The sequence below is a fragment of the Nitrospiraceae bacterium genome (genome assembly GCA_020632595.1).
In the GTDB taxonomy this organism is placed as follows: domain Bacteria; phylum Nitrospirota; class Nitrospiria; order Nitrospirales; family UBA8639; genus Nitrospira_E.
In genome coordinates this window covers 256,844-282,887 of sequence record JACKFF010000005.1, presented here as the reverse complement: position 1 = coordinate 282,887, position 26,044 = coordinate 256,844, and the positions used below count along the sequence as shown (strand labels likewise).

General features: G+C 48.9%; 22 protein-coding genes and 1 rRNA gene. 9 read left to right on the top strand and 14 right to left on the bottom strand.

What is annotated here, in order from left to right:
• The 4 genes from H6750_12025 to H6750_12010 form a co-directional block, all read right to left on the bottom strand.
• Positions 1-265 (bottom strand): 16S ribosomal RNA (locus H6750_12025); the annotation flags it as partial.
• A gap of 489 nt (positions 266-754) precedes the next feature.
• Complete coding sequence (locus H6750_12020; GenBank protein MCB9775030.1) at positions 755-1,471, bottom strand: rhomboid family intramembrane serine protease; 717 nt, start codon at positions 1,469-1,471, stop codon at positions 755-757.
• A gap of 33 nt (positions 1,472-1,504) precedes the next feature.
• Positions 1,505-2,389 (bottom strand): phosphoesterase, encoded by an 885-nt coding sequence (locus H6750_12015; protein ID MCB9775029.1) that lies wholly within the window; start codon positions 2,387-2,389, stop codon positions 1,505-1,507.
• 77 nt (positions 2,390-2,466) lie between these two features.
• Positions 2,467-3,555, bottom strand: a complete 1,089-nt coding sequence (locus H6750_12010; protein MCB9775028.1) for a TIGR00730 family Rossman fold protein — start codon at positions 3,553-3,555, stop codon at positions 2,467-2,469.
• A 184-nt stretch (positions 3,556-3,739) separates the two neighbouring features.
• Here H6750_12010 and H6750_12005 point away from each other — a divergent pair, with 184 nt between their 5' ends.
• Together H6750_12005 and maf are read left to right on the top strand one after the other, a co-directional pair.
• A complete protein-coding gene (locus tag H6750_12005) occupies positions 3,740-4,894 on the top strand; it encodes a tRNA-dihydrouridine synthase (protein MCB9775027.1) in 1,155 nt (384 codons plus the stop codon).
• Positions 4,895-5,533, top strand: coding sequence for a septum formation protein Maf (gene maf / locus H6750_12000; GenBank protein ID MCB9775026.1), 639 nt, complete (start codon positions 4,895-4,897; stop codon positions 5,531-5,533).
• A gap of 154 nt (positions 5,534-5,687) precedes the next feature.
• On the opposite strand, the gene H6750_11995 is transcribed toward maf, so the two are convergent.
• The 5 genes from H6750_11995 to H6750_11975 all read right to left on the bottom strand — a co-directional run bounded on the left by H6750_11995 (position 5,688) and on the right by H6750_11975 (position 9,061).
• Complete coding sequence (locus H6750_11995; protein ID MCB9775025.1) at positions 5,688-6,464, bottom strand: PCP reductase family protein; 777 nt, start codon at positions 6,462-6,464, stop codon at positions 5,688-5,690.
• 49 nt (positions 6,465-6,513) lie between these two features.
• On the bottom strand, positions 6,514-7,434 hold the full coding sequence (locus H6750_11990) for a P-loop NTPase (GenBank protein MCB9775024.1): 921 nt from the start codon (positions 7,432-7,434) through the stop codon (positions 6,514-6,516).
• A gap of 188 nt (positions 7,435-7,622) precedes the next feature.
• Positions 7,623-7,916 (bottom strand): hypothetical protein, encoded by a 294-nt coding sequence (locus H6750_11985; GenBank protein ID MCB9775023.1) that lies wholly within the window; start codon positions 7,914-7,916, stop codon positions 7,623-7,625.
• Positions 7,917-7,980: 64 nt separating this feature from the next.
• The gene (locus H6750_11980) at positions 7,981-8,370 is read right to left on the bottom strand and encodes a hypothetical protein (GenBank protein MCB9775022.1); all 390 of its coding nucleotides are present in this window, start codon (positions 8,368-8,370) and stop codon (positions 7,981-7,983) included.
• Between the two features lie 85 nt (positions 8,371-8,455).
• The gene (locus H6750_11975; protein MCB9775021.1) at positions 8,456-9,061 is read right to left on the bottom strand and encodes a 2,3-bisphosphoglycerate-dependent phosphoglycerate mutase; all 606 of its coding nucleotides are present in this window, start codon (positions 9,059-9,061) and stop codon (positions 8,456-8,458) included.
• A 61-nt stretch (positions 9,062-9,122) separates the two neighbouring features.
• Here H6750_11975 and H6750_11970 point away from each other — a divergent pair, with 61 nt between their 5' ends.
• Positions 9,123-10,043 (top strand): hypothetical protein, encoded by a 921-nt coding sequence (locus H6750_11970; GenBank protein MCB9775020.1) that lies wholly within the window; start codon positions 9,123-9,125, stop codon positions 10,041-10,043.
• Here the strand turns inward: H6750_11970 and H6750_11965 are convergent.
• On the bottom strand, positions 10,040-10,687 hold the full coding sequence (locus tag H6750_11965) for a DUF2628 domain-containing protein (protein MCB9775019.1): 648 nt from the start codon (positions 10,685-10,687) through the stop codon (positions 10,040-10,042). The genes H6750_11970 and H6750_11965 overlap by 4 nt on opposite strands.
• A gap of 180 nt (positions 10,688-10,867) precedes the next feature.
• The gene (locus tag H6750_11960) at positions 10,868-11,503 is read right to left on the bottom strand and encodes a hypothetical protein (GenBank protein ID MCB9775018.1); all 636 of its coding nucleotides are present in this window, start codon (positions 11,501-11,503) and stop codon (positions 10,868-10,870) included.
• 245 nt (positions 11,504-11,748) lie between these two features.
• Between H6750_11960 and H6750_11955 the strand changes: the two genes are divergently transcribed.
• Positions 11,749-12,423, top strand: a complete 675-nt coding sequence (locus H6750_11955; GenBank protein MCB9775017.1) for a pentapeptide repeat-containing protein — start codon at positions 11,749-11,751, stop codon at positions 12,421-12,423.
• Between the two features lie 79 nt (positions 12,424-12,502).
• Here the strand turns inward: H6750_11955 and H6750_11950 are convergent, their stop codons facing one another.
• Positions 12,503-14,125 (bottom strand): sigma-70 family RNA polymerase sigma factor, encoded by a 1,623-nt coding sequence (locus H6750_11950; GenBank protein ID MCB9775016.1) that lies wholly within the window; start codon positions 14,123-14,125, stop codon positions 12,503-12,505.
• 495 nt (positions 14,126-14,620) lie between these two features.
• Here H6750_11950 and H6750_11945 point away from each other — a divergent pair, with 495 nt between their 5' ends.
• The 4 genes from H6750_11945 to H6750_11930 all read left to right on the top strand — a co-directional run bounded on the left by H6750_11945 (position 14,621) and on the right by H6750_11930 (position 20,062).
• Positions 14,621-15,580 carry a VacJ family lipoprotein gene (locus H6750_11945; protein ID MCB9775015.1) on the top strand — a complete coding sequence of 320 codons (960 nt, stop codon included), beginning with the start codon at positions 14,621-14,623 and terminating at the stop codon, positions 15,578-15,580.
• 186 nt (positions 15,581-15,766) lie between these two features.
• A complete protein-coding gene (locus tag H6750_11940) occupies positions 15,767-16,915 on the top strand; it encodes an AI-2E family transporter (protein ID MCB9775014.1) in 1,149 nt (382 codons plus the stop codon).
• Between the two features lie 202 nt (positions 16,916-17,117).
• Positions 17,118-18,620, top strand: coding sequence for a DUF2868 domain-containing protein (locus H6750_11935; GenBank protein ID MCB9775013.1), 1,503 nt, complete (start codon positions 17,118-17,120; stop codon positions 18,618-18,620).
• The gene (locus H6750_11930) at positions 18,617-20,062 is read left to right on the top strand and encodes a DUF3482 domain-containing protein (GenBank protein ID MCB9775012.1); all 1,446 of its coding nucleotides are present in this window, start codon (positions 18,617-18,619) and stop codon (positions 20,060-20,062) included. The genes H6750_11935 and H6750_11930 overlap by 4 nt, the downstream gene beginning before the upstream one ends.
• A gap of 574 nt (positions 20,063-20,636) precedes the next feature.
• Here H6750_11930 and H6750_11925 read toward each other — a convergent pair.
• Positions 20,637-22,049, bottom strand: coding sequence for a DUF3391 domain-containing protein (locus H6750_11925; GenBank protein MCB9775011.1), 1,413 nt, complete (start codon positions 22,047-22,049; stop codon positions 20,637-20,639).
• A 298-nt stretch (positions 22,050-22,347) separates the two neighbouring features.
• On the opposite strand from H6750_11925, the gene H6750_11920 reads away from it, so the two are divergent.
• A complete protein-coding gene (locus H6750_11920) occupies positions 22,348-25,050 on the top strand; it encodes an AMP-binding protein (GenBank protein ID MCB9775010.1) in 2,703 nt (900 codons plus the stop codon).
• Between the two features lie 209 nt (positions 25,051-25,259).
• Here H6750_11920 and H6750_11915 read toward each other — a convergent pair whose 3' ends face one another.
• Positions 25,260-26,027, bottom strand: a complete 768-nt coding sequence (locus H6750_11915) for a hypothetical protein (protein MCB9775009.1) — start codon at positions 26,025-26,027, stop codon at positions 25,260-25,262.
• Positions 26,028-26,044 lie beyond the last annotated feature (17 nt).

The following is a 26,044-nucleotide window of genomic DNA, read 5'->3' as shown; positions in this document are numbered from 1 at the left end:
CCCACCAACAAGCTGATAGGACATGAGCCCCTCCTTGAGTACCAAATCCTCGACTTGGCTTTCCTATCTTTTTCGTAAAAATGATAGCGTATAGGGTATTAGCTCACCTTTCGGCGGGTTATTCCCTTCTCAAGGGCAGGTTACCCATGTATTCCTCACCCGTTTGCCACTTTACTACCGGGTTGCCCCGGATTCTCGTTCGACTTGCATGTGTTAGGCGCGCCGCCAGCGTTCGTTCTGAGCCAGGATCAAACTCTCAAAAGAAAATCCATTTTCAAGGGCCGCCATTCCAATACACTTGTTCCACTGTTTTTCCAGCTATTCAGTTTTCAAAGATCTAATTCTCAAGGCGAAGGGTGATTATAGGGGGATAGAATTAAACTGTCAAATACTTTCTTTCATATTTTATTTTTATTTTTCATTTGATCAATTTGCTCCCCAAAAAACTACAGACCCGGTCTTCCAACTTGGTTAGGTTAGTACCCTCAAGAATTGCATTCTTCTTCAATTCTTTTGGATGGATGACCCAATAATTCCAAATTCCCTCCGGCAATATCTCCAAAAACATTTTTCTCTTCTTTAGCAACTTACCGGATTCTTATTAGCTTATGAAAATTTCCACGGTATTCCTAAAAATGCTTTAGACGGTGTGAAATAACTACAAAAATGATTTTTTCTATCCAGTTGGATTTCAAAACCCACTTTATCAGGGGGATCTTGCAAGAAAACAACCTAAAAATAAAAAATTACCGGATTACCAAGATCCAAATGAACTTGAAGAATGAGGTGGGTTAAAAAATCTGACGTGAGAATGCTTAAAAAATCCGATCAATATCATGCCAGCTAGAAATCCACCGATGTGCGCAAAGAACGCGACCCCGCCTCCTTGATTTCCAAGACTCATACCGCCGCTTAAAACCTGCATTAAAAACCATAAACCCAATACGATCGCCGCTGGAACATTAAAGGTTCCAATAAACCCATAAGGCACTAACACTAATACTCGCGCATGGGGATACAGCAATAAATACCCACCCAAAATCCCTGAAATCGCCCCGCTCGCACCAACCATTGGTATCGTTGATTCGGGATCAACCAACGCATGGCTGAAGGCAGCCAGTACCCCACAAATTAAATAGAACAACACAAACTTCGCATGGCCCATCACATCTTCGATATTATTTCCAAAAATCCACAGATAAAGCATATTCCCTATTAAATGCATCCAGCCACCATGGAGAAACATGCTTGAAAACAGTGTTCCATAGGCAGGTAGAATCACCAGCTCTGGCGGTAACTGAGCATGCCCCAACACGACTGCGGGAATTGCTCCAAACATATAAACAAATGCTTCACTCCTTGGGATTGAGAGAGAGATCTCATACAGGAACACCATACTGCAGGAGACAATTAACGCCACCGTCACCACAGGTGTAATTTCAGTAGGATTGTCATCCCGAAGGGGAATCATCGATTCACTCTCAAGAAAATTCCCTTTGAATAGTCAGAACCGGGAAGAGGCGGGAGAAAATTCAGGCAGACCGAAAACGGGGTTAAAAAAATTCTGAGAATCACCGTCTAAAGCGATAGAGAACCCGGCAGCATGGGTATGCCCCCCTCCACCATATTGGGCTGCAATATCAGCCACGGAAATCCCTCCGGCTTTCGACCGAAGAGAAAAATACCGGCGGCCATCTTTTTGATGCCAAATGAGACAAAATGGATGCTTCTCAGAAAGATGCTCCCCTATTTGGCTGGTTAAAACGGCAGAGTGAACAGCGGGAACCATATGTCCCGCGAACGACACCATGATGACTTCGGTTGCCATCTTTTCAACCAATGCCTTCTCGGATCGTAAAATACCAGTCCCCTCAATCTTTAATGTTTCAAATTGAAGGGATTCCCACCGTTCAAATCCAAAAGGGTATGACGCCAGCGCCGCACTAATTTCACGACTACTGGGAAGTTGCCACTGCCACAAATCCTTATCCTGCACATACTGGAGAAGCCAGGGAACCGGTTGCGTGTGAGCCCATTCCCATGCCAAGACCGCGCCACTCCGGTTCATATCGAAATGTGCAAAAGGCAAATCCTTCAGAGAATCCTGCGCGGTAATATGATGATCTAAAATGTAAAGACTGGCCACTTGATCTGCCAGCTCCAATATGGTTTCGCGGTGATAACTAAAATCAACCATCACCACATGTTGGTTTTGCAATCCATCCGGAGGCGGATTCCCATGCTTAACCGCAACATAGCGAGCCTGCGGAAATCGTTTCCAAAGAGCCCACGCAGCGCCAAATCCATCCATACAATCGGCGTGATACAACACCACGTCCGGTGGTTTCTGATTGGGCAATTCATCAAATTTTTTCATTGTTTGTGTCATTATCATCTCGTCTTTCGGACTGAGCTTATCAGCTTTCAATAAATCCGGACAAACCCTCAATGCATTATCCAAAATTCCTATACGGCTAATCCTCGGGCATTGAGCCAATCAATGCATTGCCGAAGACGACCTAACTCTTTCCAATTAAAATGTAACATCAGACGTGGCAGGTGTGAAATGTGGGGTTCATCCCACTCCTCGGGCAACGCCTCAACTTGCTGAAACTGCCCGTCGGTCAAGAGGTCCGAAAATTCCTGGTTCAACTGGGCCATCTCGGCCTGCGAGAGCTGTTGATGAATGCGGATAACCAGTGAATCTTTCACAATGCGTAGAGAATGATACACCCGGAAAAATTGCTGAATTTCCTTAACCGCTTCCTCTGGCGAATACACGACTTTGAAGAGTGCTAAATCGGATTGATTAATAAATCCACGAGACAAGAGTTGTTGCTCAAAAAACTCCATCAATCGTTTCCAGTAATTGCCACCAGGGGACTCAATACACAGGACGGGAATCGGGTGCGTTTTCCCTGTTTGAATCAGCGTTAACACCTCAAACGCCTCATCTAACGTCCCAAATCCTCCAGGAAAAAGCGCGACGGCATGGCTTTCCTTCACCAGCAACAATTTTCGCGTAAAGAAATACTTCAGATGGACAAGCTTTTTATCATCCGCAATCATCGCATTCGGGGCTTGCTCAAAAGGCAGCATTATATTCACCCCAAAACTATTCTCCCGACCAGCCCCCTCATTCCCGGCCAGCATAATCCCTGGCCCACCGCCCGTGATCACCATAAAGCCACGTTGACTGAGGAGTTTCCCAAGTTGGGACGCCAGCGTATAGTTGGGATCATCCCCTGGGGTCCGGGCTGAACCAAAAATACTGACCTTTTTCAACTCACGATATTGCCGAAATACCCGGAAAGAGTAGCGAAGCTCTTTTAAAGCTCGATGAAGAATTTTGACATCTATGACATCCGTATCCAAATCACGAAGCCTCACCACACTGCCGACCATTTCTTTTAATAAGGCCGTCCGCACATCAGTCTCAGGTCCTGTCCAAAGAGATTTGATTTCGCGTACAATCTCTTCCTCCACCACAATTTTTTTTGTATAAGGTTTTGTATCAGATGGCGCTTCTAAAGTTGTATTTCTACGTAATGACATCCACTAAACTCCAAATTCATCAACGGGAAAAACAAGTTATGTGCCAACTGGGCTTTTCCAGAAGGTTCCTGCCAATTGTCGGTCCGCTGTGTCAGGATTAAAGGTGTAAGAACTAAAAGGAACACCTGGAGGTTTTCGGTAAAATACACTCAGAACTCAAGCACCCGATTTCATTCCACATCCCATGACTCACTCTCACCAGACCGACTCCACACTATGGCAGGCCCTTCCTCAACCAATTATTGGACTGGCCCCTATGGATGGCGTCACTGATTCGGCCTTCCGCCATATGGTGGCAATTCATGGGAAACCTGATGTGGTCTTTACGGAATTCACCAACGTCCATGACATCTGTTCCGGTAGACTCAAGGCCCTCGACAGCCTGCGATACTCGGAAGCCGAACGTCCCGTCATTGCCCAAATCTATGGGAAGGAACCTGCGTTATTTTACCAAGCGGCCCATGTGGTCTGTGAATTGGGTTTTGATGGGTTGGATATCAATATGGGGTGCCCTTCGAAAAACGTCGCTTCCTCGGGGAGTGGCGCCGGATTGATTCGCACTCCAAAGTTGGCGCTGGAACTGATAGAGATGTCGCGAAAAGGCATTCAGGATTGGAGTGCCGGCCAGACCCTGAATCAAATCGGGATGAAACCCAAAGCTTTAGAAGCCATTGGCCACCTCCTGAGCGACCTTCACCACTCCCCAATTCGCAAAGCCATTCCATTATCCGTCAAAACCCGCATTGGCTTCGACCGGAATATGATCGAAGAATGGAGCGCCTGTCTTATCCAGGGACACCCAGAGGTCATCTCTATTCACGGCCGCACGCTAGCGCAAATGTACCGAGGACAATCCGATTGGGAAGCGATCACCCTAGCTGCAAAACGAATTCAGCCGCATGGCATTCTTGTCCTGGGCAATGGAGATATTCAGAGTCTGGGAGAATCCGCTGCCCGCATTCGGGAATCAGGCGTAAACGGCGTCTTGATTGGCCGTGGCTCACTCGGCAATCCATGGGTTTTTCAGGGGATTCAACAGATACGAGAAATGTTGCAGACCGGACAATCCTGTATGCCACGGCAGCATGTTCCAAGCCTGGAAGAAAAATTCGGAATCATGATCCAACATGCCTCCCTGTTTGAACGGGTCCATGGGGCAGAGCGTTTCGTACGGATGCGCAAACACTTAGGCTGGTACTGCTCGGGCTTTCCCTATGCTGCGGCAATACGTGCACAACTCGTTCGTACCCATTCCACAACAGATGTGATTAATTTGATCAACCAATACCAAGCTCGTGCCCTAGACAACCAGGACATGGAAACACCGGCCATTCTCTAAATGCCCCATCCTTACCTCATCCTGGCATCCTCGTCGCCTCGTCGAAAAGAACTGCTGAGCCTCTTGGGGCTTCCCTTTGAAATCATTTCGCCTGCAATCAATGAAGAAATTCTCGGCAAGGAGGCACCTGCCAATCATGTACGTCGCCTTGCCCTTGAAAAAGCCGAATCCGTGGCGAGTCACTATCCCGACAGCCTCGTCATCGGCAGCGATACGGCCATTGAATTGGATGGTCAGATCCTTGGCAAACCGGTGGACCTAGAAAATGCCCATCACATGCTGAACGGCTTGCGGGGCCGATGTCATCTCGTCCATACCGGTTTGGCCTTAATAGCAAAGGCTAAGAAGCTAAGGGAAACATATGTAGAAACCGTCAAAGTCTGGGTCAAGAACTTCTCAGATGCTGACTTGCAGACCTATCTGAACACTCAGGATAGCCTGGGGAAAGCAGGCGCCTATTCTATTCAAGGAGAAGGCGCGCACCTCATCGAAAAAATCGAAGGGGATTATCCTTCAGTGGTAGGGTTGCCGCTAAGCAAGACAGCTCAGCTCCTTGAACAGGCGGGAGTTGAATTACCCATGAAGGCCGAAAAGATTTACCGAACAAAACCGTACGCGAATTGGAAGGATTTCACATAGCAGGGTTTCGTCCCCGCACAAAATATATTGATATTACAAGGGGAAAATGTCGTGAAAGTCCCAAACCTTGTTGGGAGTAAAAGGTAGAAAAATAAAAAAAAAGGCGCGACCCAGTGAGTCCCGCCTTTTTCATAAACCCGTTTGCGAATTTGGGCTACATAAATTTCATAAATTTTTCCTTGGCCTCTTCCATCACCTGGGCCGTAATTTCAGACTGTCCCCGTTCTTTGACTAGGCGTTCAATTTCCCGCCGCGCCATGGGGCGAATAAAGTCTGGAATATTATCCAACCGTTGTTGCGCCTCCGGTGTCCACTTTATCCCCTCCGTAGAGGCGTTCTTGGAATCATCCATCACCTGAAGGGTCACGGTGGTAAAACCATTCTTACGGGCATAGGTCTCCACGCTGCTTTTGACCATCGGCTGCACAAAAGACGGCAATTTGGCCAGTTTTTCCTGAGCATCCGGCGTCCATAATATTTGTTCGGCAACTGGAGCCGGAGCGCTGGTCGAACCGGTTGAGCCCAAACCCATTTGAGCAACCATAGCGGAAAAGGGACATCCGCCGCCTTCAGAAGTGGTGCCTGGTGCACCAGCACCAGCCGGAGCCGCAGAAGGGGCTGAGGCTGAGACTGCCGCCGATTGGCCACCTTGAATTTTTTCGTTCAAATAGGCGGCCATCTGTCCCATGCCCGCCGAAACATTGTCCTCTAGCCCGCCCCGGGTCATTTCCAAGGGTTTGGGTGCCTCGGTTCTCCCCCCCAACTGAACGCCTAAAGAAGAGACCATCTGGGTTTCGCCGGGATTGGTCACCATTGAAAAGCGCGATTGGCAGGAGGGGCATTCAAAAAAGACCCCAAGAGAGCCTTCAGCTGGTTTTTCGACTTTTTCAAAAGTCATATAGGTTTCGCATTTGAGACAGACAAATTTCATTTTGCTTCCCTTCTGAACGTCGGCGAAGGCCAACGATCGCTTCGAGACATTACACTTTCCCGTCTAAAACATGTTGATAATCCAACAATGTATGAACTTTTTTGGCAATATCCTGATATTTCGCCGCAGTGGGATTGTCTCCATCCAGGATCGGTTCTCCCTTATCAAAGGTGCGGGCAAAATTCCGATCAAAGGGTATGCGTCCTAGAAGGGGCAAACCCAATGCTTCACACATGGAGTCGGTATCCCCCTCAAACAAGGGGTTTTCTTCTCCGCAGGAGGGGCAACGATACTGGCTCATATTCTCGACCACCCCTAAAATCTGGATACCCAGCTCCTGAGCATAGGCAATGGACTTTTGGACGACATTTGAAGCCACCTCGGAAGGCGTCGTCACCACGACCGCTCCGGCTAAATCAGGAATGAGTCCCGCCAGGAGGGGTGGCTTATCAGCTGCTGCCCCAGGGGGCAGGTCGGCCAACAAATAGTCCAATTCCCCCCACACCATATCGGAGAGAAACTCCCGAATGACATTCATTTCGGTCATGCCTAACCAAACCGGACTGAGGTCCATGGGACCTTTCCACCGAACCGGAGCGTTTTCTTGTAGGAGAAAATCCATTGATGCGACCTTGATATTTAATGGACCAGTCGGCGGCACGGCTCCATCCGGGGTATCCAATAAGCCCTTCCCACGCATCCCAAGCATTTGAGGAACACAAGGCCCATTAATATCCACATCTAGCAATCCCACGCGTTGACCCATTCGCGCGAAAGCCAACGCAAGATTCACGGTGGTCATACTTTTCCCAACCCCGCCTTTCCCGCTCATCACTACCACCTTGCGGCGAATACCTTTCATACGGGCCCTGACCAGTTTGGTTTGGGCCGAAATCTGCTCCACCACCTTGGCATCGTCAGAATAATGTAGTTTATTCAGAATCGTTTTCAGGTCATTTTGTTGACTCATTGTCTGCACCTAACTGTGATAGGCAATAGGTAGAAACCAAAAACCACGGTACCACAGCATTTTTTCCAGCGTCAAACCAATCAAAAAACCGACGCCATGAAATCCAGTAAGGCTGAATGGCCCATAATGAGGCTCATTTCGATTGGCAACTGAAAACGACCAGGAAGAAGGTTCCGTTTGAAAATAGTTTAGGAAAATTCTTGAAGAAGGGTCACCCCAAGAAATCGCAATCGGCTGAAATAATCACGGGTGGATTCAGATAATTCCGGGACAATAATTTCCAGATCCCCGAGGCAATCACGTAAGATTTCGATTCGTGGTTCATCAAGGTGATGTTCCTCAAAGTAATAGGTCAAACATCCACCAATGACTGTATCTAATGTCATAAGTTGCCCTTCATGACTCCCCAACCCGTCCGGCCAATCGGTAGATTGATGAACCTGCCAGGTTTCGCACATTTTCTCACGATCAAAATCCGTCATATGCCCTCATTATCATCGTGCTTGTGGCATAGCTGGATGGGATTGTCTTTACCATTTCACACATTTACAGTCCTTTTCCCCAGCCTAACGCATCTAATAGCAAGACAGAAAGGGCGCATAACCCCAGCCCCCAGATGCGATAATCGATCACATCCCGTTCCAGACACCATTTGACAATCCGCAACCGCCAACGATCTGGTCCGGCATATAAGAAAAGGCCCTTTGCCACCATACTCAGGCCCACGACCATCCAAAGAGGTTGGTAGGGCAGTTCTCTGGTTCCAAATAACAAAACAAGCCCCAATAGGGCTGCAACGCCACCCCATTTTATAAACCCTGGCGCCACAATCAACGACTGTCGCAGAGTGGCAATCATCCGTTCCGGTGCAACTAACAAGGCCACACCATCAGCCATCCACAACCCTGCAATAAAGAAAAGGAACATGACGACCATGATTCAACCAAGCAAGGCAATTTTCTCTATGAAAAAATTCTTTGAAATTGCGTTTTGGAGACATTGGCAATGCGCGATGGCTCACTTACAAGTACCGATGACCGACTACCTCCCCTAATTTGTCCATTTCATACCATAATGGTGCACCCGTCGGAATATTCAATTCAAGCACAGCTTCCTTGGACAAATGCTCTAATTGCATAACCAAGGACCGCAAACTATTGCCATGAGCCACGACTAGAACCGTATTATCTGCCAATAGAGCCGGCCGTATTCGATTTTCATAATAGGGAAGAACCCGTTCGGCAGTATCCTTCAAACTTTCACCCCCGGGGGGAGGTACATCAAAGCTCCTCCGCCAAATTTTGACCTGCTGCTCGCCATATTTTTGTGCCGTTTCTGTTTTATTAAGCCCCTGCAATTCTCCATACATCCGCTCATTCAGCGCTTTATTTTCCTCAATTGGAATCGTCGTCTGTCCAATTTCCTCCAAAACCAATCGTAGGGTTTCTTTGGCACGCACCAACACTGAGGTAAATGCACAATCAAATCGAAATGCCTTAAGTTTCTTGCCCGCATCGCGGGCCTCTTGCTCCCCCTTGGGAGTTAATGGGACATCGACCCAGCCCGTAAAACGGTTTTCCAGATTCCACTGAGATTCACCATGACGAATTAACACCAACTGAGCCATCTAGTTCTCCTCCCTCGCTTCCTTTCGTGGTTGCCTCTTCAACAGGTTAGGTGACCTTCTTTTGCTTGCATTGCTTCGCAACGAATCGTACCATGACCAGGAATTTTTTACCTTCTTTCGAAACAATATGGCCTCTGACGAGCATAAATGGGAACAATTCGCACGCTGGTGGACCGCTTTGGCTGGCCGACACGGCGTCGCAGATCGGACAGAACAGTTTTTCCGCCAAGGTCTTGGGCCACAAAATGCATTGGACCGGGCAGCTCAGGAAGGCGGTGATCTGGACTATATCCTATTTACACTCATCAGGCATTGGATTCCCCCAGTCCTTCCCCCCGCAGGACAGGAACGAACTGCAAAAAACGATTCCGACTATTGGTTGGAGTCGGAACGTATCCTCAAGGCTGCAGTCGGTCGCCTCAGGGAACTTAAGCCCGTTATTGATATGCTCACGACACCTAGTCCGCTTGATATGCCCGCTGACTCCCCTCGATCAGAAGTTGAGGTCGAATTGGCCAACATGCTAGAGGGTATTGCAGAAGTGGTCGGAGAGTACGGAGGCCCCGATTATACCTCAATCATTAAAAACTTTGACCCCATTCCTCTCCGCCAAACACAACCATTTAAACACAACAAAAAACACAGTGCGGAATTGTGGGTAGTTTTTTTATTACGGGAACATTTTCGGAATTTGGGTTTGGGAAAAGATCGAGCTTGGAAACTTATTGCCCAGCTTGTTGATGCCGCAAATATTTTCCAGTCAGACGATCAGCCCTCCACACCTGAAGCCCTTAAATCCTGGTGGACAAAAAATTGGCCCAGAACCTACACACTTTTGACGGAAAAGGGCAACCAAGGGGACGCCAAATCAACCGCCTATCAATCTGATTATGAATGGTTTCGAGCGTGGTTCAATTGGCAGACAGCCTCAAATGAATCACAGATCCCTCCAGCCACCGAGAATCCCGAGTCTCTCTCTTAAAAGAACTTTTGAGAAGGACGTCCTTCCATTCCACCAAGAGGATCCTGTCCGGGGGGCCCTTGAACAATCGCCGCAGCCAACAGGCCAAGCATCAACATATGCAGCAGAACCCCTAACCAGAGGACGTAAGGCTGGACTCCACCCTCTTCCTGAATCAGGTGAGCACGACTTGTATCATCAAGACTGGGCATTGCCATAATTCTCTGTACCTTGTCTTTCACATGCCAATAATACAAGTAATTCGCGCTGCCTCCTGCCAATATTCTCGATACAATTCCCACCATCACATCCCCAGTCATAAAAATGGCGAGCGCCGGGGCAACAGCGTATAACAACGCAAATAGATACATTTTGCGATATAAAAACCAAAGAAACGAATCAAACAACGCGGCGGGCCAGTTCCAACTTAGGACAAATCTTGGACCTTGTGGGGTTTCAATTTTTTCAAACTTTTCCTTGTAGTATAAAAAAGCCGAGCGCCACAGCCATCCGGTCTTAACTGAAAACTGAATGGATTTACTTGGACCAATGAACGTTTCCCATAATTGGGATTGAGTGGGAGAATTCCTTGTCCCTAGTCCCTCAGCATTGGTCTCTGTTGCAGTCTCTAAAGAAGGTGAACCAAGCGCTTGTCCACATTGCAAACAAAAGTTCGCGGTATTGGGATTCTCTTGTGAACAAGAAGGGCAAGGGCGCATAGTGGTCGTTTATAGCATCCCAAATACACCCACACAAGTTCTGCCTGGTAACAGAAGATCACAAGACAGCATCTAAATCTTCCTCACCCATCATAAAGTCCTGGCATTGAACATTTCGACATATTCTCACTGTTGATCAAGCATGTTATAGACTATACGTTTGAGATCGCGAAGGGGCATTTCTGGATAACCGAGCTCACCTATACTCCAGGATAGCCCACAATTGTGGCACTGCGCTGGGACATATATAATCTGGGCCGGAACCCTCTCTACCAATCGCTTCAGGCATCCTCGACAAAATGGCCCTTGCACCATAGATTGGACTTGATCATCCTCTACATCTTCGTTCGCCACCACTCCCGTTTTAAACCAAATTGAATCGCTAAGCGTAAAACGAAGGCCTTTCCACATGATCGATCTGGGTCGAGGAACGGTCCCGCCCTTGTCAGAAGCTGAATCCTCAATGGGTTCAAGACCATTAACAGGAAGTTCTCCTTTATGAAAACATTCTTGAAATTGCTGAGAGTTTCCCCCGTCTTTAACCTCCAAAACCTTTCTTAAATTGACCTTCTGCTCCAAACGAAAAATTTCAGCTTGTATGGTCTTCAGCTCTCTGACGTCCACCACTTCTAACCCCGGTCGAATACGATCAGAAACTTCTTTCAGTATCTGGAGAAACGAACAATGTCTATTCCTTAATACCCATATTTGATAGCTCAGAAATACGACGACAGCCCATAATAGAATTAAGCTCAATTCCATATCACCTCACCACATGTCTAGTGCTTGCAATGTCCGTCATTGAAACATTTTTTAGTATTCTTCGATTCGTCCACAGGGGCGTAGTATTTTTATACCATAATTAGGGTTCCTTCATGCCTTAGGCTCTTATTATTTTGGACTGGACCCTTGGTGTCATTTTCGCTAAGGTTTCATCGTGCTCTATAGACCATTGTTCCCTTTTACCTCATTTTTGTTTTTCTATTGACTTTTCGTGGCATTTCTCCATGGCAGCGATTGAAGACAGTCCCTTAAGACCTCCTCTCAACGACGTTGAAGATGACCGTGCACTTCTTCTCCACACACATAGGAATTGGAGACGCTCCCTGCAAACTGGAATCAAGGAAAAAGGACAATCTGAAGACGCGCAGTCTACCCACACCGCTGCACCAAGTTCTCAAGATTTTTTTCAGATTGACCTCCGCGAGGCCGACTTCCGCCACCAGGATCTTCGTAATGCCAATTTTCAAGAAGCCCACCTCCCCGGGGCGAATTTTGAAGGAGCGAACCTGCGTGGCGCAAATTTTCAAGGCGCAAATCTTCGAAGTGTCCGTTTCAGAGGTGCCCAATTAGCCTGGGTAAATTTTTCACAAGCCGATCTTATATGGGCGGATTTCCAACAAGCAGAACTTCAAGGAGCCGATTTCCAACATGCCACCCTTCGCGGTGCCACCTTCTTTCGTGCACAAATTCGCGGAGGAAACTTTTTTTCCTCGGACTGCTCTTGGGCAGATTTTCAGGACACTGACCTGCATGAGAGTGATTTTCAGCAGGCCAATCTCAATGGAACAACCTTCCTCAATGCCCAAACTACCGGCGCTAATTTCCAAAGTAGTTTTGGTTATTACGAATCTTCAATGACGGATTCTTCAACACCCTCTGAGGATACCCTTTTCCCTTAAGGGGCTTTCAAAATATTATTCCGTTCTGAAATCAGTCGCCTATCTCGTTAGACATGGCACGTTTACCAAAAGTGTCAGGCTAATCTAAGGCTGGACCTGATGGTTGAAAAAAATTACGCAAAACCTCATTCCGTTGGGGTTCACGCAATTTGGCCAATGCCCGTTCCTCAATTTGTCGAATGCGTTCTCGGGTGACAGAGAATTCAAGGCCGATCTCTTCAAGCGTAGCATCCTCAAGCTCTCCAATACCAAAGCGTCGCCGAATAATATGTGCCTCACGAGGCGTTAAAGTCCTTAACAGGGAAGTCACTTTTTCCTGGAGGTCCGCCCGTTCCGCCGAATAACATGGAGAAACGGCCGAAGGATCTTGCAAGAGATCAGAGAGTGGCGAACCGTCTTCATCCCCCATAGGAGTCTCGAGCGAAAGAGTCCCTTTTGTGGCTTCCAGCATCGTGGACAATTTATCTAATGGAATATCCACCGCACCGCTGAGTTCCTCCAATTTCGGTTCCCGTCCCAATTGCACCGCTAGACGTTCCAGCGTTCGTCGCACTCGAGTAAGCACATCACACACGTGCACCGGAATCCGCACAGTCCTGGATTGATCGGCCAACGCCCTCGTTACCGCCTGTCGAATCCACCATGTCGCATAGGTGCTGAACTTATAGCCTCGCTGATACTCAAAACGGTCCACTGCCCGCATCAGGCCGATATTGCCTTCCTGTATGAGGTCCAGTAAATCGAGGCCTCGATTCACATAACGCTTGGCAACACTAACAACTAAGCGTAAGTTTGCCTCCAACATCGCCTCCTTGGCGAAATGCAGGCGAATTTTAGCTTGATCCAATTGTCGAACCCGTACGAGGAATTCTGAAAAGCACAGACGCAAAACTTCTTGCTCCAAATATACGAGGTGTTCTCCGGCTTCTAGGGTGGAACGATGGGAACCTGAGGTTACCTCACCGCCAGGGTTTGTGGTGGGAAGAGAATTGGGGCCCAACCCACCTGTTCGCTCATCGCCATTAAAAATATCTTGAGGGGATATTCCTAATCGTTTCAATACTTCAGTAAGTTGGCGTTCCGTTGCCCGTATGCGGCTTTCCACCTGTTTGGTAAATGCAGGATGCCAATTCACTCCTTCAAGACTTTGCCATAATTTTTTTCTGGCTTGCAGCGAAGCCGAAGTGCCTTCCTTGGATGCCGAGACATTTCGCCTGGCCATCAGGGATTGAACACAATGACAAAGGTGGCTCAACTGCTGAATTACTCGTTGACGATATTCTTCATCTTCCTGCTGTTCGGTCTGAATATCTGGAATATCAGCTTCTTCCTCCGATTCGGTCTCCACATCTCCTTCTTTTTCCTTTAGAACAATATGTTTGGCCAGGATTTCGCCATTCAACAACCGGATTCGTTGTTCTTGAAGATAGTCCAAGGTCATAGGGAGGGAGTACAGAATCTCCAACATACTTCGCCGGGCTTCCTCGATTTTCTTGCACAGACGAACTTCCCCCTCCCGGTCAAGTAATGACACTTGCCCTATTTCCTTTAGGTATAGGGGAAGTTGCTTATCACTCAATCCTGACGAACGGTCTATTTCAGGAGAGTTGTCGCCGGACAAAACAGCATGACGGTCTTGTTTTTTCACTTGTTTAATGGAACCATTCCAGGAAGGTTTCTGCTCCGATACCGATGGGCTCATAGCTGGTCTCCCTTCAATTGAACGTTCTCAGATCATCTAACCATCTGGTTAGGAGGCATTTACCCCGTGAACCTTGTTGGTCACCTCCCAAGAATCAGCAAAGAGAATGCCAATGAAAAAGCTTTGTCGCATGCTGCACATTGATTATCGTTAATGGTGGCTTCTCTCAAATAATGAGAAACTTATTCTCTACAAGAAAGAAATGCCTTATTAAAAACGTCGAAACGGTTTACGACCTCTGAGAAACATCATGACAAAGAATGGTCAGTATCCACGTTTTTCTCGACTTTTTCTGTAATGTTTTGTCAAGGAAGCTGACAAACCCTTCAGCATCCTTTTCCGGGCCTTTACCAAAAAATTCGAAAAAGGCCTGAATCTTGTCACCACTCACAGGTCTTCAAAGCAGTGGGGAGGAGGAAAGAGATTCTTGGCTTGGGTATGGGATTTTGTTACAGTCCGCGCGGTTTATCTGTGAAATAGTTGAAGTTATTCCACATGACCGAATCCATTTTGCGTTCCAACAATCAGATTGAAGTGGACGAGCCTGTTATAACCCTTAAAAGAAAAGCCTTTGGCATGAGAGGAGAAACGATGCGATTGTCCATCTGGGTCATTCTATGTCTGGCGGTAGGACTTGGTGGATGTGCGGGAAAGTCAAAATCCACGAAGCCCCAGGATGGCATGGAAACCGGACCCGACATTCAGATCGCTGAATTTGAGGATGGACTCAACGCTGACGTCGAAGGGAATGAAAATGAATTCTTTGATCCTTTTGACGAGTCTGGTGATTCCCAGAATAAGGACTATGATCCGTTTGAACCTGTTAATTCTGCCGTTTTTGAATTTAATTACCGGTTGGACAAATACGTGGTGAAGCCGGCTGCCAAAGTTTACAATTTTTTCATCCCTCCCGATGTCCAGCAAAGCTTTTCAAACGTGTTTCAAAACATTCGATTTGTCCCGAGATTATTGAACAACATTTTTCAAGCAAAGTTTCAGGGAGCTGGCATTGAGTTGAGCCGATTCCTTATCAATTCCACCCTTGGGGTCGGGGGATTATTTGATCCGGCTGGAATTATGTTTAAGTTAGAGACACCGCAAGAGGATCTTGGGCAAACCTTAGGAACCTATGGTGTTCCGCCCGGACCGTTCCTCATGATTCCGCTCCTGGGCCCCTTCACCTTACGGGATGGAATTGGATTCATCGGCGATTCCTTCCTTGACCCTTTTAACTGGTTAGTTCTGCCTTTTATTGAAATAGCTGACGCTCCACGGTTGGTCCAACACGATATGACCGTCAACTTTTCACGGCTTGGAATGGTCGCCGGCGAAACGGTGAATCTCCGTGCGCTCACGCTGGAAAAATTTCAAGGCGTTGAAGAAGGCACGCTCGATTTGTATGGTGCCGTCCGGAATGGGTATCTCCAGCAACGGCTGAAGGCCATTCAGGAATAGCCCTCTAGCCCATCATCCTGATCATCACAGCAACCACCACTCCAAGAGTTTAGAGACTCTTGAATTTTCTTTTCCTCCGCTGACAGTTACCTCTGGCAACGACAACTTTCCTCTCGAAGACAGGAGAGGAAAAAACGGGTATCATACCCAAAAAGCGACAGTTTCTTCGCTATAAAATTTTTCATGATGCATAACCAGCAGAATTCCCAACTCCCGCTCTCCAGTCATCCCCCAACTGGTCGATTCTTGTTGACCACCGCAGCATTCATCATAGTCGTGGCTGGGATGCGGGCTGCAGAGCCCATCCTGGTCCCTCTTATTGTCTCAATATTTCTTGCCATTATTAGCGCATCACCTGTTTTTTGGCTTCGACAAAAAGGCTTACCTTCGCCATTGGCGGTGTTCGTTGTCGCCCTAGGAGTTCTCAGCGTCGGAGTCGGGTTTATTCTGATTATTGGAACCTCCCTGGATGACTTTTCCGAAGCCATTCCACGCTACCAAGCTCGATTGACCCAGGAAATGGAGCCCATGATCCATGGGATTCAGGAGTTGGGTTTTCAACTTGATAAAGGGATATTACTGAAATCCATCGATCCGGGTGCTTCAATGAGGCTCGCAGCCAAAATGTTGTCCGGGTTGGGAAATGTGCTCACGAATTCTTTTTTAATTCTCCTCACCGTCATTTTCATTTTATTTGAGGCGTCCAGCTTCCAAGAGAAAGTAGGAACCGCCTTCGGAGATCCCAAAGGCGCCTTCTCCCAGGCCAAGAAAATAACAGACGCCGTCAACAATTATTTAGCTATCAAAACTCTTGTCAGCCTTGGAACGGGTGTGATTGTCGCATTATGGGTGTGGGCCTTAGGGATTGATTTTCCCCTTATCTGGGGCCTTCTGGCCTTTTTGTTGAATTTTATTCCAAACCTCGGGTCTATCATTGCAGCAGTCCCGCCAATGCTATTGGGATACATTCAATTCGGCATTGGACGCCTGTTGCTGGTGGCCGCGGGATATGTAGCCGTTAACTTGATCTTCGGTAATGTAGTGGAACCCAAGCTTATGGGGAGGAAGCTTAACCTTTCCACTCTTGTTGTCTTTCTCTCCTTAGTGTTCTGGGGGTGGGTGTGGGGACCGGTTGGAATGTTGCTTTCCGTTCCCATGACCATGGTGGTGAAAATTGCCTTAGAAAGCAACCCCTCGACCCGTTGGATCAGCATCTTGTTAGATTCTGAGGCCTCCGCTGCCCAATCCGTAAACAATAAGCCTCAGGAGGAGCCTCAACCGGATGGTTCTTCTTCCAAGTCACAACATACCGGTTCGGTTTCCCTCCATACCTGAGCCATGCAAGCTAAAAATATGCTGCGTCTCCCGTTTCCCTGGGTTGACCTCACAACATGCAATTAGCCATTTATCACACCACAAAACACATCACCTTCTTCCCATACACAACGGTCAGCTCAATCATGGTTGTAGGTCAATCCTGGCAGGCTGTTTGCTTAATGACCCCATACCGAAAAAAACCATAGAATAAGATGCCAAAATGGCTCCAGATATGAATTTCAAGCAGGTATCAAGAATTCTGTTAATCCAGGCGCTGGAACAATCGGACCCTCAAGGACGATACATCTCACACTCCACCAGACAGCGAGCCACCCAACACGCAAAAAAAGCTGCGCCCGACGAACCATCCTCGTCAGTAAAAAACTCTATCCAATTTTTCACTGATCGGACGGAATCTCTCTGGAACTTTCTCTCCACTTCTTACCCCATGATCACGGAATCGTTTCGAGGCGCTCAGGCTACAATTCCCTATACCATCGTGGCGATACCGGCCTTTGCAGCCGGCCTGTTTATCAATGGGCTGGGAACGACCCAACGAGTCAATCTCTTAAACTTTCCCCTCTTGATTTTGCTTTTGTGGAACATGGGGACCTATACGGGTACCATTCTGCCACCGCTTCTGGGAAAAGACCTAACCGGTCCACTTCTCCGTCAACTGGCCAAAGGATTTGCCACCGTGACGGAATGGTTGGGGAAAGGACCGTGGCCAAAAATGGCCTTACCTGATGATTCGGTCAAAGAATGGATTCTTCAATCTTCCGAACGATTTATGAACCTGTGGTGGAGGCATTGGCACCCCGTCATTATCAGTCGGGTTCGTCATCTACTGCATATTGGATCAGCCTGTCTGGCACTAGGCATCATCCTTAGTATGTATGTCCGTGGACTGGTTTTAGATTATCAGGCCACGTGGGAAAGCACCTTCTTATCAGCAACACAGGTGCATACGGTCTTAAACGGTCTCTTGGGTCCAGCAGCCTGGATCCTGGGTTTTCCCTTTCCACCAGCCGAAGACCTTGCACATCTTCAAGCTCCCGGCCATGGATCTGCTGCTCCATGGATTCATATGTGGGCACTGACGGCCTTTATAGGAATCGTCATCCCTCGGATGACCCTAGCCTGGCTATCCGCACGCTTCGCACGTAAAGCCGTGCAATCCTTCATGCTCCCTCTGGATGAGCCGTATTACCTTCAGCTACTGAGTACTGAACGCGGACAGGGAATCCAAATTGACATTGTGCCGTATAGCTATCAACCTTCTCCGGCCGCTTTAGACTGCTTGGGAGAATGCCTTCTGGATCTCATTGGCAATCAGGCCACCTTGCATTGGAGAGATCCGCTTCCTTATGGACAGACAAGCGTTCCCCGGCTGCAGACAACCTCCTCACCTCAAACGGTGGTTCTTATCTGTAATGTGGCGCAAACCCCGGAAGCTGAGGTGCATGGGGAAATCTTTCATATGCTTCAAGCCTCAATTAAATCCTGTAACGGACAACATCACTTACTCCTTGTTCTGGACCTGGAGCCCTATCAGCACCTCGCCGATCAGACACAAATGAAAGGACGTCAACAAACCTGGCAACGACTCGCCAACGACCACCATCTGCAAATCGTGGCCTTCCATGCCAAAGATACATCCCGCGACCAGCTTCTTGAGAAGGCCCAGGCTGCTCTGTGGCCTCCCAAAGGTGTGATGACATGACCGCTTTTTCTTCTTCTATCACGCTTTCCCTCATTGCCCATACCAATATCGGAAAGACCACCTTAGCCCGAACTCTATTGCGTCGCGACGTCGGAAAGGTGCTTGATCAGGCCCATGTCACGCTTCAAAATGAACACTTTGTATTGCTGGAGACTTCTGATGGTTCCCGACTCAACCTGTGGGATACCCCGGGCTTTGGAAATAGCCACAAGCTCCTGGGTCGTCTTCAAGGACTCACCAACCCGATTGGGTGGGTGGTGTCTCAAGTCTGGGACCGTCTAGCAGACAAACCGTTTTGGTGCAGTCAGCAAGCGATCCGGAATGTCAGGGATGAAGCTGACGTGGTGTTATACCTCGTCAATGCAACAGAAGACCCATCCATGGCGGGCTATCTTCAACCTGAACTCGAGCTCCTCACTTGGCTGAACAAACCCGTCATCGTGTTAGTGAATCAAACCGGACTGATTGATCCACAACAACAGCGACAATTGGAATCCCTTTGGAAGCAACACTGGATCAATCAACGTGTCATTAAAGACGTGATGAGCCTGGATGCCTTTACGCGTTGCTGGGTTCAGGAAGGTGTGTTATGGGATCACGTCACTCAGGTCCTGCCATCGGAAAAACGCCACACGATGCAAAAATTAGGAAAGGCCTGGTATGCCATCCACCGGCAGATTTTTGATACATCTATGACCCGTCTCTCTCAACTCTTGATCGAGACCGCCTTGGATGGAGAATACCTTCCTCCAGAGCCGACGGGGCTCTCAAAAAAACCGCAAATCAAACATGCGATTCAGGCCCTGGACCATCGTTTAGCACAGCGCATTTCAGACGTCACTGTAAATCTTATCGAGTTACATGGATTAACCGGCGATGTCGCGCACACACTCAAATCCAGGATCGAAGATGTAACCGTGCCGGGTGAAAAAAAACCGTGGGAAGAAGAAACGTTCTGGGGAGCAGTGGCCAGTGGCGCAGCAGCCGGATTGGCCTCGGACTTGGCTACCGGAGGACTCTCTCATGGCGCGTTTACCATTGGAGGAGCGATCCTTGGAGCATTCGCTGAACGAACCTATGCCAAAAGTCAGGGAACAGGCGATCCCAATCGGATTTCCTGGGTCCCTGCCTTTCTTGACCGACAAACGCGGGATGCATTGTTACGCTATTTAGCGGTAACCCATTGCGGGAGGGGACGGGGAGATTACACCGACCCCAGAGAGTTTCCCGTTTTTTGGCAACGCGCCGCCGAAAACGTTCTTGAACAGCAAAAGGACGCCTTACACCAAGTGTGGAAACTGGCCCGATCGCCGCTACCCACACCAGCAATTACGGATCACCTCCAGGACAAACTCGTGCTTTTACTCTCAAGGATGAGTCAGGAAATTTTAGGTAAATTTTACCCCGAAGCCAAAGGTTGGTTAGAAAAATCTCCGGGCTAGCATCTTTCGTTATCTGCTACAACCCTTTACCAAATAATCGAGTCCATAAAGAGCGGAACGCATGAGATGTCTTTTCCTGAGGAGTCTGAGCAAGACCCTCTTCTTGAATTAGCGCGAGGCTATGAAGAAATTTGGCAATCACTGACAGTTCATGAACAAGTAGCCCCCACCATTTGCCTCAGGATTATTATTCATGTGGAACACGAAGGAATCACGCCATTGCTTTAATAGGGACGTGGTTCCTTTGACCTGGAATGAGGACTTCTCAATAGCGATTTTCGGGCGTTTGCTCTCAACAAGGGGGGTAAATGCCTGAACATCTCTTAACATCTCTTAAGTGGGCATTGGAAGCCGGCCCCGGCTCTATTCTGTCTGGCCTAATCATGACAGATGAAGAACTTCGAACAGCACTCCCGCTAGTGTTGGCACCGGGTGCGCCTCTACCTCAGAGGATTCCTGACCTCTCGACACCCAGGCTCAATTCGTCCTGGATTCCCCACGCAATCTCATGATTATTCAAATCAGCTGCCATCAGCGGGGTGAGCTCAACCGCCGTATTTCAAAACCACCCAGGCTACCCCTTAAGATTTGCTTTAGCATTTTGCCGCGGCCTGCTGTTGGACGCCACAGTGGTAGGTTCGGTCGCATGCACAAACATCGCCATTCGACGGGGGCTTAAGTACGCAAGGGCATGCAGAGGTATATCTTTTACATGGAGGGCCCGCTTGATTTCCAACTCGGGCTCTTGTGACAAATTGACCAACATCCCATCGTTTCGGCAGATCCAGGGGGCATATAATAACACCGTCGGTCTCGTTGGGTGATGAATATTGATCCGTGCCACGACCCCGAGAAATCCGTCCGTTAATTCCACCAGGCTCCCCGGTGGATAGACCCCAATGGCCTGCACCAGGGCTTGCACCACCTCCGGACAGAATCTGGACGATTCTCCCTTCATAACCACATGACGAAAGAGTCGGGACAACGCGGCATGAGGGGTGAGACTCGTTTGTAGGTCAGGAGCATTGCAAAGTTCATCATAATGGTCCGCGACCATAATAATTTTTGTCGACAATGAAAGGCCGTCCGCTCTCATACCGTTCGGGAAACCCGAACCATCCAGTCGTTCATGATGCCGTTCAATCATTTCCAATACAGCTGGACTGGTATCCGGGAAGGAGGCCATCAACTGTCGCCCGACCTCCGGGTGTCGTGGCCCCAAGTCCGGATCCGATTGGATTTTCATACCAACCGCACTAAAGCGGACATTCATGGGTAGCGCACGATAACCCACATCGTGGAACAACGATCCCCGCCCAAGCTCAAGTAATTCCTCGACTCCCAAACCTAGCTGACGGCCGATGAGAAGGGAGAGGGTGCATACGTTAAGAGCATGTTCGGACAGGCCCCACGTGGCCCCGTTACTGTTGACCACATCGATTAACGACATCGCCGTGTTGGGATGTTGTATGGCCGTGACAATACTCGTGATCATGGCATCCGCGGTTTTCCGTCCGGACTGCCGGCGATCACTCAGTTGCCGGAACAATTCATTACCCTGCCCCAGGATTTTTTGATATGCCCCTTCAATCTTACGCAGGTGATTCTGAAATTCATGGTAATCCTGTCGCCGGTCCAGAATTGTGGATAGGGAAGATTCTTTTATCAGTGGTTCGTCGTCTTCCGGGTGATCGAATGTTGAATCGGAAATGGCCTCCGCGTCTTCCTCCCTACTGAGGCTCTCCTCATGATCCAGAGGCCGTCGGTTTTCATCCGGAACATCCTCAACATCAACATCGAACGAGGCCGACCGTTCCGGATCTTGGAGAATGACGACACTTTTGAGAGCTTGAATGGTCGCCAGATCATCAGAGGATTTGATTTGAAAGGTATTCGTGGGAAAAGGATGGCTGAACCAGGACCCTTCGAGTTTGACAAACGTCCCGACGCGAAGTTCCCGGATATCTTCAACTTTAAAGAACGGCATAGAACAATCTCTTTTTCAGCTATACATCAATACATCGATTCGGGGAATGACTACAATTATGGGACTAAGCAGAAAGCTCCAGGCTTTTTCGGAATATTTTCCTTATTGGTTAAGTCTTGACACCTGCCGACAGTGAATAAATCCTTTTTCCTTTCATGCCGAGTGAGCCTCACCACCCCAATCTGCCCCTTTTTTAGGCGCGGTTCACAGTACTCAAATCTTGTCTTGGAACCATGACCTCTTTCGGGTAGACTTGGTTTCGAATCGTTTTTGACATCCCTCTCAGGAGACACAAACGATGCAGGCATCTCCCATCGCTCCCACCAAACTTCCAGATACTATTCACGAGGCCTTTTTTGCACTCACGGCCATCGCCTCCGATCATGTGGTCATGCAAATCAAAGAAGGGGAAAGCTATCGACAATACACGTACGGGGAAGTGTCACTGCTCATTCGGGGCTTGGCGAGCAGTCTTCATGAACACGGCCTTGGTCCGGGCCACCGTGTCGCCCTCGTGGCTGAAAATCGTCCGGAATGGGTGATTGCTCATCTCAGCATCCTCACCGTCGGCGCCACAGCCGTTCCACTGGATATTCACATGCCACAGGAGCAACTGCTGTCCTTCCTCACCACTTCCAATAGTCGGCTCGTCTTCGTCAGCTCAAAAACGATGGCCTTCATACAAGGCATTCCCACCACGATCACCGTCGTGAACATGGATCCCGCCACCAAATCTCCCCACCTGTCCATGAAAGATCTCATATCACAAGGACAGCAGAAACCGCCTGTCAAAAGAGAGGTGAATCCGGACGACGTGGCTTCATTGCTCTATACCTCTGGCACCACCAAAAAACCCAAAGGCGTGCTACTCACTCACCGCAACTTTATGGCCAACGCCAAAGACATTATGGGGAAAGATTTAGCGGGACCGAAAGACAATTTTTTAGTCATGCTCCCTCTGCACCATGCCTATCCCTTTATGATTGCCTACCTCGTTCCCATTCTCCTGGGCGCCAGAATGACCTTCTTATCTTCACTCAAGGGACCGGATCTGGTGCAATGTATCCGTGAGACCGGAATTACGATCGCAGTGGGAGTTCCCCAAATTTTTTCCATGATTCGTCGGTCAATATTTGAAGAACTCAGTCGGCGTCCCGCATTCGTCCGTCCGCTAATCACGCTCCTACTCGGCCTGTCAGATTTTGTGAGAGCCCATACCCGCTGGAATCCCGGACGACAGCTTTTTTCACCGGTTCACCGCCGATTTGGTTCCTCGCTTCGTCTTTTGTGCTGCGGTGGAGCCAAACTCGATCCACAAATCTCGAAAGACTTAGGGAGCCTTGGATTTACCATTCGGGAAGGATACGGGCTCACTGAGACGGCGCCCGTGATTGCCTTCAGTTCCTTGTCTCGACTAAAACCGGGTTCCGTCGGTCCGCCACTCGCCAGTGTCGAGGTGCGGATCGATCAGCCGAACGAAGAAGGAATAGGAGAAGTGGTGGTACGAGGGCCGAATGTGATGAAAGGCTATGACCAAGCACCGGCTGAAACGGCTGAAGCTATTCGCGATGGATGGTTTTTTACCGGAGATCTGGGCTATCTGGACTCAGACGGCTACCTGTTTCTCACCGGACGGATCAAGGAACTGATCGTCACACCTGGAGGAAAAAACATTCTTCCCGAAGAATTGGAAGAGGCATACCAACAGAATCCGTCGATCGCGGAAATTTGTATCCTCGGACTCCCACGCGCTGGTGAGGAGGGCGAACATCTTCATGCCGTGGTTGTCCCAAATTTTGATTATTTACGGGAACACAAAATTCATGATTCCGCCACTTACATCAAAGATGCGTTGAATAATGTCGCCGCAACCCTTCCCTCCTTCAAACGGATCAGTGGTGTGACCTTCATCAAAGAACCCCTCCCACGCACGCGCTTAGGGAAAATCCAGCGACATCTTGTTCGGGCCATGACGCAATCTAAGCAGACTGCCGTTGAACCCGGACCGGAGCAAGAACCTCAGACCGACCAGCAGATTCGCCAAACACCCATCGGCCAAGCGGTTATCCAAACGCTTGTCGGGCTGATTTCAGCCGACCACGTCCTGCGATTGGACGATCACCTGGATCTGGACTTGGGATTCGACTCCTTGAAACGCGTCGAATTTCAAGCAGCCCTCGAAAGCCGGTTGGGACCGGTCCCGGAAACGTTCATGGGAGAAGTCGTGACGGTGCGTGATGTCATGACCAAGCTCTTGGCTCTCCAGCAATTTCCCGCTGAGGACACAGAAACCATCACCTCCTGGCATCAGATCTTCGAAACCCCACTCCCTCCAGCTTTGACAAAGACAGTTCTCGCTCCGCTTTCCAGAGGGAATAAAATCATCGGGCAGATAGGCAAGGCTATTCTCGGACGGCTCTCGCGTATAGCCTTCCCATTGACCGTCAAAGGTATCACACATGTCCCCAAGGAGGGACCCTTTATCCTGGCGGCTAACCATCTGAGTTTTGTTGATCCCTTTATTATTTTGGGGACCGTGCCACCATCCACCTTTTCACAACTTTATATTCTTGGCTGGGAACCGTTTTTTCGATCACCGTTTCGTCGATGGGTCGCACGCGTGGGCCATGTGATTCCCGTGGGGCCGGAGACGCCCCTGGTCAATGTTCTTAAGGCCTCAGCCGCCCTTCTCCGGAACAGGAAAAGCCTTTTGATTTTTCCCGAAGGGGAACGCAGCCTTAACGGGCAACTCCTCCCATTCAAGAAAGGTCTCGGGGTGCTTGCCTGTGAATTACACATCCCCATTATCCCGGTCAAAATCGAAGGAAGTTTTCAGGTCTGGCCCCCCGATGCCAAGACACCTCAACGTCATCCCATTTCCCTCACCTTTGGGGAAGGGCGCACCTTCACCCCATCCATGATTGAAACCTGGAGAACCAAAGGGGAAGACCCCTATGTAGCAGCAACCCAGTTAATCCGTGAGGCAGTGGCATCTCTTTAACAATAGGGGAAACCATTCAAAAAGATCGTGCCCGAAAATGACACATCAGGCAACAGAAAAACTTGCTCAACACATGAGACAGAATAAAATGTCAGAAACTGTTCTTAACTTCTAAAGGAAAGAGGGACGCTGGATATTTTTCCTCCTCACATATTTTGGCCACCGGCCAGGGAGAACGCGGGCTTTATCGACATAAAAAATACAAGCGTTTACTTGAGAACCGGCGGAAGCTCGAAATAACTTCCATCCAGATCAGACGGCTTTTTACCTGAGAAGGGCTTGGTCAAGAGCCCATGCAACCGGGAAATGGGTAGATTCCAATCAGACTTTAAATCCACAGATTCCTGGTAGAGCAGGCGGGCTTTCTGTAGCTCTCCCCTCCGTTCTTCAAACAGCCCGAGATGATATGCAACCCGCCATCGAGGCGCCCCGAGTTGTTCGGCCACCGCCAATTGAGTCCTGGCTTCTTCAAGTCGCCCGGAAAGAAACAGGGTGGCCGCATACACCTCCCGGAGCTGAGCATGGTCAGGAGACAGCTCCATGCGCTGTTTCAGGAAAGTAAGGGCGAACGGGAGATTCCCTTCTTCCAGAGCAATTCGTGCCCGCAACACCGCCGCATCCGGATGCACTTTGACCAAATTCAAAATGGATGAGAGCCGTTCCGAGGCTTTCGCAAAATCCTTGTCCTCATAGGCCAGAACAGCCGTCGTCATCAAAGAAGGAATGTGGTTGGGACACACAAACGCAATTCTTTCGATTTCACGGTGCAGCGCACGGCAACGATCCATTCCTCGGGCATCGCGGTCGCATCCGCCAGGAGTCGATCGGGCTTCCTCCAGCAAGTCCCACGCTTCGGCCAGTTCAAGATCGGGTAACGTGCAGGACGTTTCGTATTGATTTCGAAGATAAGGGGCATCGGCGCATGCCGAACAGACAAGCAGACCAACGATCAACCCATAGACAGACCACAACTTCACGTCGACTCCTCTTCTGT